Origin of the sequence: Janthinobacterium sp. 78, assembly GCF_003096775.1 — a bacterium.
In the GTDB taxonomy this organism is placed as follows: domain Bacteria; phylum Pseudomonadota; class Gammaproteobacteria; order Burkholderiales; family Burkholderiaceae_D; genus Janthinobacterium; species Janthinobacterium tructae.
The window spans coordinates 3479508-3491253 of record NZ_QENT01000001.1; the positions used below are offsets into that span (position 1 = coordinate 3479508).

General features: G+C 65.2%; 7 protein-coding genes. 6 read left to right on the plus strand and 1 reads right to left on the minus strand.

Annotated elements, in window-relative coordinates; all coding sequences use genetic code 11:
* Positions 1–24: 24 nt before the first annotated feature.
* The 6 genes from C8C92_RS15250 (at position 25) to C8C92_RS15275 (ending at position 10098) form a co-directional block, all read left to right on the plus strand.
* On the plus strand, positions 25–639 hold the full coding sequence (locus C8C92_RS15250; protein WP_116744459.1) for a TetR/AcrR family transcriptional regulator: 615 nt from the start codon (positions 25–27) through the stop codon (positions 637–639).
* Between the two features lie 89 nt (positions 640–728).
* Positions 729–1544, plus strand: coding sequence for an oxidoreductase (locus C8C92_RS15255; RefSeq protein WP_099763752.1), 816 nt, complete (start codon positions 729–731; stop codon positions 1542–1544).
* Positions 1545–1580: 36 nt separating this feature from the next.
* Positions 1581–2588, plus strand: a complete 1008-nt coding sequence (locus C8C92_RS15260; RefSeq protein ID WP_116744460.1) for an NADP-dependent oxidoreductase — start codon at positions 1581–1583, stop codon at positions 2586–2588.
* Positions 2589–2697: 109 nt separating this feature from the next.
* Positions 2698–3867, plus strand: a complete 1170-nt coding sequence (locus C8C92_RS15265) for an ABC transporter substrate-binding protein (protein ID WP_116744461.1) — start codon at positions 2698–2700, stop codon at positions 3865–3867.
* Positions 3868–3892: 25 nt separating this feature from the next.
* The gene (locus tag C8C92_RS15270) at positions 3893–7561 is read left to right on the plus strand and encodes a response regulator (protein WP_165829453.1); all 3669 of its coding nucleotides are present in this window, start codon (positions 3893–3895) and stop codon (positions 7559–7561) included.
* Positions 7558–10098, plus strand: coding sequence for an EAL domain-containing protein (locus C8C92_RS15275; RefSeq protein ID WP_116744463.1), 2541 nt, complete (start codon positions 7558–7560; stop codon positions 10096–10098). The genes C8C92_RS15270 and C8C92_RS15275 overlap by 4 nt, the downstream gene beginning before the upstream one ends.
* A gap of 13 nt (positions 10099–10111) precedes the next feature.
* On the opposite strand, the gene C8C92_RS15280 is transcribed toward C8C92_RS15275, so the two are convergent.
* Positions 10112–11617 carry an anion permease gene (locus C8C92_RS15280; RefSeq protein ID WP_116744464.1) on the minus strand — a complete coding sequence of 502 codons (1506 nt, stop codon included), beginning with the start codon at positions 11615–11617 and terminating at the stop codon, positions 10112–10114.
* Positions 11618–11746: the final 129 nt, after the last annotated feature.

The following is an 11746-nucleotide window of genomic DNA, read 5'->3' on the forward strand; positions in this document are numbered from 1 at the left end:
GTGCACGCTGTTGAAAACTACGATATGATGATCATCATGCAGAATTCATCTAACAAGAAACCATCGGCGCAAAGCCGCAAGGAATCCACCCACGAACGCATCGTCGAGGTGGCCACGCGCGCCATCCGCCGCAGCGGCTATGCGGGCACGGGCGTGGCCGACATCATGAAGGAAGCGGGTCTGACACACGGCGGCTTTTATGCGCACTTCGCCTCGCGCGACGCGCTGCTGGCCGAAGCGGGCGACCGCGCAGGCGCCGAATCGGTGGCGCTGGCGGCCAGAGTGGCGGCTGCCGCCCCGCCGGGCCAGGCGCTGCAGGCCATGCTGGCGGCCTACCTGTCGCCCGCACACATCGCCGCCATCGAGGTGGGCTGCCCCGTCTCGGCGCTGGGTTCGGAAATGCCGCGCCAGGCGCCCGAGGTGCGGCGTGCCGCCACCATCCACATCAAGGAAATGATCGACTTGTTCGCGCGCCAGATGCCCAACTGGGGCCAGCCCGAAGCGCACGCGCAAGCCATGGCGACGGTGTGCGCCATGATCGGCGCCACCATCCTGGCGCGCGCCGTCGACGAGCCGGCCCTGTCGGACGCGCTGTGCGCGGCCACCCTGGCGCAGTTTCAAGACACAAACCAGCCGTAACGCCCATGACCCGGGTCCGTCCCGGGTTTTTTTCAAACAACAATATGACGACCGTCATATTTTATGCCATCAACCACTGAAGGACTGCCATGAAGAACAACAAGATTGCCCTGGTCACCGGCGCCTCGTCCGGCATCGGCGCGGCCACGGCCCGGCGCCTGGCGCAAGCGGGCTACACGGTGTACGGCACCAGCCGCCGCGGTAGCCAGGCGGGCGCAGCCGCAGCCGGCCATGCGATGCTGGCGCTCGACGTCACCAGCGATGCGTCTGTCGCCGCCGCCGTCGCCGAGGTGATGCAACGCGCAGGCCGCATCGACTTGCTGGTGAACAACGCCGGTTTCGGCGTGGCCCCGGCGGGGGCCGAGGAAAGCAGCATGGCGCAGGCGCAAGCCATCTTCGACACGAATTTTTATGGCGTGCTGCGCATGACCCTGGCCGTGCTGCCGCACATGCGGGCCCAGGGCGGCGGACGCATCCTCAATATCGGTTCCGTCGTGGGCTTTTTGCCCATGCCCTACGGCGCGCTGTATTCGGCCACCAAGCACGCCATCGAGGGCTACACTGAATCGCTCGACCATGAAGTGCGCGGCTGGGGCATCCGCGCCAGCGTCATCGAACCGGCCTACACGAAAACCACGTTCGAAGCCAACCTGCTGGCGCCCGATACCCCGCTGGCCGCCTACCGGCAAGTGCGCGCGGCCGTCACAAGCCGGCTGCAAGCGCTGATGGCCAGCGCCGATGACCCGGCCATCGTGGCCGACACGGTTTTGGCGGCGGCGCAGGCAAGCAAGCCCAAGCTACGCTACACGGCCGGGCCGCTGGCGGCACGCTTGCGCCTGATGCGCCGTTTCCTGCCCGCCGCGCTGCTGGACGCCGGCTTGCGCAAGGACCTGCGCCTGGCCTGAACGCCAGCATTTTTTCCAGCATTCAGAGAGAACATCATGCAAGCCTTGCAATTGACAAAATACGGCAGCTCCGAACATGTGGCGTTTGCCGAACTGCCCCGCCCCACACCCGGCCCCGGCGAACTGCTGGTGCGGGTGCACGCCGTGGGCCTCAACCCCATCGATAACCTGATCCCCAACGGCGACTTCAAGCCGATCTTGAAACTGCGCTTGCCGGCCACCCTGGGCAGCGACTTGGCCGGCGTGGTGGTGGAAGTCGGCAGCGGCGTCACGCGTTTTCACGTGGGCGACGCCGTGTATGCGAGTATTTTCGACACGCCATACGGCAGCCTGGCCGAGTTTGCCGTCGTGCCCGAGCAGGCGGCCGCGCTGAAACCGGCGAACCTCGATTTCGTGCAAGCGGCCTCAATTCCCATGGTGGGCTTGACGGCATGGCAAGCCATGCACGAGCGCATGCAGCTGCAGCCGGGCCAGAAAGTGTTCATCCCGGCCGGGTCCGGCGGCATCGGCACGTTCGCCATCCAACTGGCCAAACATCTGGGCGCCCGCGTGGGCACCACCACCAGCACGGCGAATCTGGCACTGGTGCGCGGCCTGGGCGCCGATGAAGTCATCGACTACAAGCAGCAGCCGTTCGAACAGGTGCTGCGCGATTACGACGCCGTGCTGGGCACGCTGCGCGGCGACGGGCTCGAAAAGGCCATGCGCATCGTCAAGCCTGGCAGCCGCGTCGTCTCGCTGATCGGCCCGCCAGACCTCGCTTTCGCCCGCGCGCGCGGCATGAATGTGGTGCTGAAGCTGGTGTTTGGTTTGCTCAGCCGCAAGATCATCGGCCTGGCGCGCCGGCGCGGCGCCAGTTATGCCTTCCACTTCGTGCGTCCCGACGGCGGCCAGCTGGCACAGATCGCCGCTTTGGTCGAAGCGGGAAGCATCCGCCCCGTCATCGACAGTGTGTTTCCCTTTCTTGAGGCGAAACAGGCGCTGGCCTACCTGGCGCAAGGCCGCGCGCGTGGCAAGGTGGTGGTGCGGATGCCCGTTCCCTGAGTCGCCTTTGGAACTGTGACTATGTGTGAGTTTTGCGTTGGCAATTTCCTCCATACTCATTGTCAACCCCGTACCTGTTGATACCGGTCAACCTCAATAAAGGTAGCTCATGCGCTTTTTCCCGCGCTTTTTCCCGGAATGCTGCTGCTTCGCTATCACCGTCGCGGCCGGCGTAGTGCATGCCGCCGAACCGGGCGTGAGCGATACGCACATCCGGCTCGGCATGGTCAATGCCCAGACCGGAGCGGCCTCCGGGCTGGGACGGGCCATGCTCGATGGCGCGATGGCTGTTTTCCAGGAAGCAAACCAGCGCGGCGGCATCCATGGCCGCAGCATCGAGCTGGTGGTCGCCGACGATGGCTACGACCCGGACCGGGCCATCAGCGAAACGCTCAGGCTGGTCGAGGAAAAACAGGTATTCGCCCTGTTCGGCAACGTGGGGACGCCCACGACCAACGCCGTCATACCGATCGTCCAGGAAATGAAGGTGCCGCTGGTGGGCGCGTTTACGGGCGCCATGACCTTGCGCCGCCCCGTGGTGCATGAAATCATCAACTTTCGTGCCAGTTATGACGATGAGTCCGATGCCCTGGTGCAGTATTTCGTCAGCCGGGGCATCAAGCGCTTCGGTGTCCTGTACCAGGACGATGGCTTCGGCAATGCCGTGCTCGACGGCACCGTGCGCGCCCTGCAGCGGCGCGGCATGGAACTCGTCGCCAAGGGTGCCTTCCAGCGCGGCACCACGGCCGTCAAGGCGGGACTGGCGGCCCTGATCGGCCACGACTTGCAGGTGGTCATCATGGCCGGCCCCTACACCCCGGTGGCGGCGTTCGTGCGCGAGGCAAGCCAGGCCAAGCTGAAGGCGGCCCTGGCCACGGTATCGTTTGTCGGCACGGACAGCCTGCTGCAACTGCTGGGCACGGAAGGCAACAACATCCTGATCTCGCAGGTGGTGCCCCTGCCCGGGGAACGCACGCTGCCCATCGCCGCCGAATGCGCCGACCTGCTGGCCAAACATGTGCCGGCGGCCAGGCTGTCGTTTGTCAGTTTCGAGGGCTGCATCTCGGCCACGCTGATGGTGGCGGCGCTGCGCCGCACGGGCGCGGACCTCACGCGCGAACGCCTGATCCGGAGTTTCGAAACCTTCGAGCGGCTCGATCTCGGCGGCTTGCAGGTGACGCTGCGAGCAGACGACCACCAGGCATCGACGGCCGTTTTCCTGACCCGCATCGCCGATGGCAGGATCGTCCCGGCCGAGCTGGCGCCTGGCGCGAAGTGATGCGCACCCTGCCCTGGAGCATGGCGTGAAAATCAAGACCAAGCTGATCGTCAGTAGCACCGTCCTGCTGGCGGGCGTGGCCGCGATGGCGGCAACCGGCCTGCTGCTGGTGAAGGGCATCGAAACCCATGTGCATGGCTTGACCGACGAAACGGTACCGCTGTACACGGACGTGTTGCGCCTGCGCTATACCGTGCAGGATATGGCCTCGGACTTTTTCGAGCTGGGCAAGGCGCAAGACCTGGCACAGCTGGAGCAGGTGTCGAACAAGATCGTCGCCAATATCCAGACCGCCGAGAGCATCAGCGACGATTTGCGGCGCCATGGCCAATTGCAGGCGCCCCGCTACCACGCGGCTTTCGACCAGGAATTCCAGCGCATGCGCGTCGCCGTGCGCAAACGCCTGGAAAACGAGGCGTATTACAAGGCGCAGGCCACGGAGATGCGCCAGCTGCTGGCGCAGATCAAGGCGGCCGCCAAGGGCGCGCGCGGCAATATCCGCCTGGTCGACAGCCAGGCCCAGGCCACGGCCGCCGAGGTGCAGCTGCAAAGCCAGCGTCTGAACCAGAACGCCCGCTACCTGACGGATTTGCGCCAGAGCATCTACGACATGCAGATTGCGCTGGCCGAAACGCAGGCCGTGCAGAGCCGTTTTCGCATCGCCCCCTTGCGCGAGCGCCTGGCCGCGGCCGTGGCGCACCTGGCCGGCACCAGCGAGCGCGACATCAGCCCGTCGCAGCTGACCCTGCGGGCGAAACTGCTGGCCACGACGCGCCAGCTGCTCGATCCTGGCGCCGGCTTGCTGGCCTTGCGCGCGGGGCTGCTGGCCGAGGGCGGCGCCAGCGCGGCGCAGCAGGCTGCCTATCTTGCTCTCAAGGAACAAATCAGCGCCGCCCTGGCCACCGCCCACCTGCGCCTGGCCGAGGAACTCGATCCCATCGAATTGCAACTGGCGATCGGGCGCGACCGGCTGGCACAGGCCAGCCGCTACATGCACACCTCGGCCCGCATTGAAGATGCCAGCGGTGAAATCAACCTGGCCGTCGACGCCATCAGCATCGACGTGGGCGAAGTCATGCTCGCCACGGCCGCCGCCGACGTCACGCGCCTGGGCGACGATATCGCCCGGCGCATCAGCGCCCTGCAGCGCGACATGGCGACCATGCAGACCTTGCTGCAAAGCATAGGCCAGCTGGGCTTGCTGGCCGAAACACGCACCGTCAACACCTACCTGGAAGCGGTGGAGCGCTCGGGACAGCGGCTGGTGCAAGCCAAGGGCAGCGTGCTCGATAGCGAAAAGGCGCTGGATGAGGTGATCGACCATGTGCGCGCCTTCGAACGCGAACAGGCCGCCTATTCCGCACAGCAAGTGGCGCGCATCACGGGCCAGCAGCAGGAGGCGGTGGCCACCGTGCGCGATGGCGTGCGGCGTGCCTTCGTGCTGATCCTCGGCATCGCGCTGGTGCTGCTGCTGGCCTGCGTGGCCATCACAGGCCTGATCAGCGCGTCCATCGCCAGGCCGCTGGCGCGCCTGTCCTACGCCATCGCGCATATCCGCGACGGCAAGGCGCTGTCGGTGCGCGTGGCGCAGCACGGCAGCGATGAACTGGGGCAGCTGATCACGGGCTTCAACGGCATGCTCGAACACGTGGAACAGCGCGACCTGGCGCTCACGCAAGCCAAGGCCGAGGCCGACGCCGCCAACCGCGCCAAATCGGAATTCCTGGCCAAGATGAGCCATGAAATCCGCACGCCGATGAATGGCGTGCTGGGCATGACGGAATTGCTGCAGCGCACAGAACTGAGTCCCAAACAGCAGCGTTTCGTGCACACGGTGCACCGCTCGGGCGAAAGCTTGCTGAGCATCATCGACGACATCCTCGACTTTTCCAAGATCGAGGCGGGCAAGCTGGTGCTCGAACACATCCCCTTCGACCTGCGCCAGATGATCGACGACGTGGTGGCACTGTTTGCCAACGGCATCCAGCGCAAGGCCATCGAATTTACCTGCCGCATCGCTGCCGACGTGCCGCAGCATGTGCGCGGCGACCCTGTGCGCCTGCGCCAGATCCTCACCAACCTGCTCAATAACGCCACCAAATTCACCGAACGGGGCGAAATTTCCGTCGATGTCAGCTGTCCCGCCGCCGGCCAGCTGCGCCTGGAAGTGCGCGACACGGGCATCGGCATGGCGCCGGACGCAGCGGCGGCCGTCTTCCAGCCATTCCGCCAGGCCGACAGCACCACTTCGCGCAAATACGGCGGCACGGGACTGGGCCTGGCCATCATCAAGCAACTGGTGGAGATGATGGGCGGCAACATCGTGCTCCATTCCGTGGCGGGCCAGGGTTCCAGCTTCGCCGTGAGCGTCGTCGTGGGCACCGTGGCGCCCGAGGACGCGCCGCCGGTGCCGGCGCCGCGCGTGGCGCTCGATGCCTTGCACGTGCTGATCGTGGACGACAATGCCACCAACCGCAATATCCTGCTGCAGCACGCCATCGATTGGCAGATGGCCGCGTCCAGCGCCGCCGACGGCGCCGAGGCGCTGGGCCTGCTGCAAGGCGCGCTGCGCGGCGGGCATCCGTTCGACCTGGCCATCATCGACATGCGCATGCCCGTCATGGATGGCGCCGAACTGGTACGAGCGATCAAGGCCGACGCCGGCATGGCGGCGCTGAAAATCATCATGCTCAGTTCCCTCGACGCCTCGGCCCAGCTGCGCCAGGTGACGGCGCTGGGCGTGGAATATTGCCTGACCAAGCCCGTACGGGCGCTGGAATTGCGCCACTGCATCGAAGCCATCGGCGGCTGCGGCACGCCGCTGGCAGCGCTGGCGCCTGCCCTGCCCGCTCCGCCTGACACCGGGGCCGCAGGCCTGGCGCCGCTGCGCATGCTGCTGGTGGAAGACAATGCGATCAACCAGGAAATCGCCCTGGCCATGCTGGAAGATAGCGGCTACGACCCCACGCCGGCCGACAACGGGCGGCGCGCGCTGGCCCTGTGGGAGCGCTACCCGTTCGATGTGATCCTGATGGATTGCCAGATGCCGGAAATGGACGGCTTCGAAGCGACGCGGCGCGTGCGCCGCATGGAAGCCCAGCAAGGCCGTGACCGCACGCCCATCATCGCCCTGACGGCCAATGCCATCCTGGGCGACCGCGAACTGTGTCTGGACGCGGGCATGGACGACTACCTCGCCAAACCGTATACGCGCGCCGCCCTGCTGGCCGTGCTGGCCCGCTGGCGCCCGGCGTCCGCCGCACCACAGGCAGCGGAGGCGCCGGCAGCGCAGACGCTGGCAGTGACGGCGCAGGCTGCCCAGCAGGCGCCGGCCGAACCGGCTGCCCTGCTCGACGCGGCCGCCCTGCAAAACCTGCGCGCCATGCGCCGTCCCGGCCGTCCCGATGTGCTGGGCCGCATCATCGACCTGTTCTACAGCGACGCCCCGCGCCTGCTGGGCCAGCTGGAAGTGGCGGCCGAGGCCAGCGATACCGCGGCGCTGCAGCTGGCGGCGCATACGCTCAAGTCCAGCTGCGCCAACGTGGGCGCGCTGGGCTTGTCGGCCACCTGCCGTGAAATCGAACAATACGCGCGCGGCAATGACGTCGCCAGCGCACTGCAGCATATCCGCGGCATCCAGCAAGAACTCGACCGTGTCCTCGCCGCCCTGGCCATTGAAAAGGAAGTAATATGAATACCGCACTGCCCCTGCAAGCACGGGTCCTGGTGGTCGATGACGACACCATGACGCGCTTCCTGGTGACGGAAGCGCTGGAGCCGGAAGGCTTCCGCATCGAGGAAGCGGCCAGCGGCCTGGAAGCGCTGGCCGCTTTCCAGCGCGGCGTGCCCGACCTGATCCTGCTCGACGTCGCCATGCCCGGCATGAGCGGCTTCGAATGCTGCGCACAGCTGCGCCGGCTGCCAGGTGGCGCGCACGTGCCCATCGTCGTGCTGACCGGCAACGATGACGATGACTCCATCAAGCAGGCGCTGGAAGCGGGCGCCAGCGATTTCATCTCCAAGCCGATGCAATGGCGTTTGCTGGCGCACCGGCTGCGCTACCTGCTGCGCGCCAGCAGCGCGCTGACCGAGCTGAACCGTATCCAGGCAAGCCTCAGCCACGCGCAGGCGCTGGCCCGCCTGGGCAACTGGGAATACCGGCTTGCCGATGGCGACGGCTACTGGTCGCCGGAATTGTTGCGCATTCTGGGCCTGGACGCCGATTCCGGCCCCACCAGCTTCGAACGCCTGTTGCAATGCCTGCCGGAAGACCAGCGCCCCATGCTGCTCGAGGCCTTCATGGAACTGCATGCCAGCGGCACCGGCTACAGCCTGGAACACAAGGTGCTGCAGCCGGGCGGCGGCGAGTGCATCGTGTTCCACCAGGCCGAGGCCGTACGCGAAGGCCAGCAAGTGCTGCTGATGCGCGGTACGATGCAGGACATCACGGAACGCAAGCGGCAGGAATGGCGCATCGAATACCTGGCCAACCATGATGCGCTGACGGACTTGCCCAACCGCCAGTTGCTGAACGACCGCATCGGCCAGGCCATCGTCCACGCCCGCCGCACCCATTTGCACCTGGCCACGCTGATGCTGGACCTCGATCGTTTCAAATTCGTCAACGACAGCTACGGCCACCCGGTGGGCGATGCGCTGCTGCAGGAAGTGGCGCGGCGATTGCAGCACGCGGTGCGCGAAGGCGATACCGTGGCCCGCCAGGGCGGCGACGAATTCGTCATCCTGCTGACGGACTTGCCCGATAGCGACACGGCCGAGGACATCGCCAAAAAGGTGCTGGCGGTGTTCGCCGAGCCCTTTTTGCTGGGCGAACATACCTTGCACGTCAGCACCAGTATCGGCGCCAGCCTGTTTCCCTCCGATGGCGACAGCGGCGACATGCTGCTCAAGACGGCCGATGCGGCCCTTTACAGCGCCAAGGACAAGGGCCGCAACGTTTACCAGTTCTACAACCACAAGATGGGCGTGCTGGTGGAAGAGCGGGCCGAGATCGAACACGCCTTGCACCATGCGCTGGCGCAGGGCGAGCTGGAATTGCACTACCAGCCCAAGGTCAACCTTGTCACTGGACAAATCTATGGCATGGAAGCGCTGCTGCGCTGGCGTCGGCCCGGCATCGGCCTGGTGCCGCCGGACCGCTTCATTCCCCTGGCCGAGGAAACGGGCATGATCATTGCCATCGGCGAATGGGTGCTGCGCACGGCCTGCGCGCAACTGGGCGTGTGGCATGCCTACGGCTTTGCGCACCTGACGATGGCCGTCAACGTCTCGGCGCGTCAGTTTCGCCAGGTCGACATGCCGCAACTGGTGCGCGCAGTGCTGGCCGACAGCAGCCTGCCGGCCCACTGCCTGGAACTGGAGCTGACGGAGAGCGTGCTGATGCAAAACCGCGACCTGGTGGTGCGGGCGCTGGAACAGTTGAAGGAAATCGGCGTCACCCTGGCGCTGGATGACTTCGGCACTGGCTATTCCAGCTTGTCCTATCTCAAGCAATTCCCCATCGACGTGGTGAAGATCGATCAATCGTTCATCCGCGACGTGACCGACAGCGTGGACGGCGCTTCGCTGACCCGCTCCATCATCGCCATGGCCAAGTCGCTGCACCTGACCACGGTGGCCGAGGGCGTGGAAACGGAGGAACAATTGGGATTTCTCAATACCAATCACTGCGACGCCATGCAAGGCTATTACTTCAGCCGCCCCCTGCCCGGCGCCGAGATGGATCTGATGTTGTATGCCGGCACCCATTTGCCGCCCGAGAGCTGCCATGCCGTGGCGCCGCAGCGCGTGCTGCTGCTGGTGGACGACGAGGAGCATATCCTGTCCGCCCTGCGCCGCTCGCTGCGCAAGGAGGGCTACCAGATACTCAGCACCACCAATCCGCAGGTGGCGCTGGACCTGGTCGCCTCCCACGCGGTGGGCGTGATCCTCACGGATGCGCGCATGCCGGGCATGTCCGGCAACGAACTATTGCGCCGCATCAAGGGCATCTATCCGGAGATCGTGCGCGTGATGCTGTCCGGCTATCCTGAGCTGCATTCGGTCACGGCGGCCATCAACGAAGGCTCGGTGTACAAGTTCATCACCAAGCCGTGGGACGAAACCCTGCTGAAAGACCACTTGCTGGAAGCCTTCCTGCGTTTCGAATCGGGCGTGCAACGGCCGCCACGGGGCCCCCATGGCATCGAAATCGGCAACCGTGCCGCCTAGCCGGCCTTGCCACTTACCAGTAACCGAGTACCTTCCACCAGGTCGCGCCGACGACGGCGAAGATCAGCAGTTCCACCACGCACATGATGAAGCCGACTCTCCACCAGTTGCCCATCGTCACGAAACCGCTGCCGAAGATGATGGGCGAGGTGCCCGTGGCGTAGTGGGTCAGGGTCATCATGATGGCCGAACCGGCCGTCATCATCAGCATGAACGGTACGTGGTATTGGGCGGGAATCAGGTGCAGGCCCACCGTCAGGAAGGCCAGCAGCATGGCGCTGATGTGGGCCGTCGTGCTGGCAAAGAAGTAATGTGAAAAGACGAACACCAGCACCAGCACGCCGGCGATCGGCAGCCAGTCCATGCCGCTGGCGACGATGGCCGCCTTCATGCCGGCCGAGAACCAGGCGATCACGCCCGTCTTGTTCAACTGCTCGGCCATCATGACCAGCGCGCCGAACCACACCAGGGTATCCCAGGCGCTCTTCTCGGACAGCACGTCGTCCCAGTCGATGGTGCCGGTAATGATCAGCACGAACAAGCCGACGAAGGCAACCACCGTCGCATCGAGCGAAAACGCGGGGCCGAACAGCATGGCAGGAACGTTGGCCCACAGCAACAGCAGCAGGGCAAACGTGCCCAGCATGACTTTTTCCGACGGCGACAGCGGGCCCATGCTTTTCAGTTCCGCCTTGGCGTAGGTGACGGCATCGGGCGTGACTTTCAGTTCCGGCGGCGACAGCCAGTAGATAATCAGCGGCATCACCAACAGGCAGACCAGGCCCGGCAGCAGCATGCACAGGGCCCAGGTGGTCCACGTCAGGTGGAAACTCTGGCCGCTGGCCTTGGCCACGAAATCGACCACCAGCGGATTGGGCGCCGTGGCCGTGAGGAACATGGCCGACGTAATCGGGTTGGCGTGGTAGTTGACGAGGGCCAGATACGTGCCCACTTTACCTTCCGTGCCCTTGGCAGGGTCCGAATCGAAGGCGTTGGCAATCGATTTCATGACGGGATGGACGATGCCGCCGCCGCGCGCGGTGTTGCTCGGCGTAAATGGCGCCAGCACCAGTTCGCAAATCGCCAGGCCATAGCCGATGCCCATGGTGCGCTTGCCCAGCAGGGAGATGAACAGCAGGCCGATGCGGCTGCCCAGCCCCGTCTTTTTCAGGCCGCGCGATATCAGAATCGCCACGACGATCAGCCAGATCAACGGATTCGAAAAACTGCTGAGCGCATCCGTGATGGCGCCCTTGGACGAGGTCGACGTCACTTGCGACAAGGACACGATGACGATCGCCATCATGGCCATCACGCCGATCGGCATGACTTTCAGGATGATCGCCAGAATCGTGGTGAGGAAGATCGCCACCAGGCCCCAGGCCTTGGGCGTCAAGCCATCTGGCGCCGGCAGCAATAGCATGCTCACCAGCAAGGCCGTGCAAATCAGGGCGGGGACGAGGCGGAATGGGACGGCTTCCTTGAAATGCAGGAACATGTCGCGCACTGTTTTATACATAGGTTTTCCTTTACTGGACAGGCATCCTGGCGGGCAGTGGCGCCCGCGCGGATTGGTGATAGTTCTTTTTAGCAACATCATACAACCTCATACGCCGCTGCCCTGCTCCATTACGCCAGCGCGGGCCGG

Bases quoted from the DNA above. Each gene is read 5' to 3' on its own strand.
- C8C92_RS15250 (WP_116744459.1), top strand. From the start codon at position 25: ATGATGATCATCATGCAGAATTCATCTAACAAGAAACCATCGGCGCAA.
- C8C92_RS15255 (WP_099763752.1), top strand. From the start codon at position 729: ATGAAGAACAACAAGATTGCCCTGGTCACCGGCGCCTCGTCCGGCATC.
- C8C92_RS15260 (WP_116744460.1), top strand. From the start codon at position 1,581: ATGCAAGCCTTGCAATTGACAAAATACGGCAGCTCCGAACATGTGGCG.
- C8C92_RS15265 (WP_116744461.1), top strand. From the start codon at position 2,698: ATGCGCTTTTTCCCGCGCTTTTTCCCGGAATGCTGCTGCTTCGCTATC.
- C8C92_RS15275 (WP_116744463.1), top strand. From the start codon at position 7,558: ATGAATACCGCACTGCCCCTGCAAGCACGGGTCCTGGTGGTCGATGAC.
- C8C92_RS15280 (WP_116744464.1), bottom strand. From the start codon at position 11,617: ATGTATAAAACAGTGCGCGACATGTTCCTGCATTTCAAGGAAGCCGTC.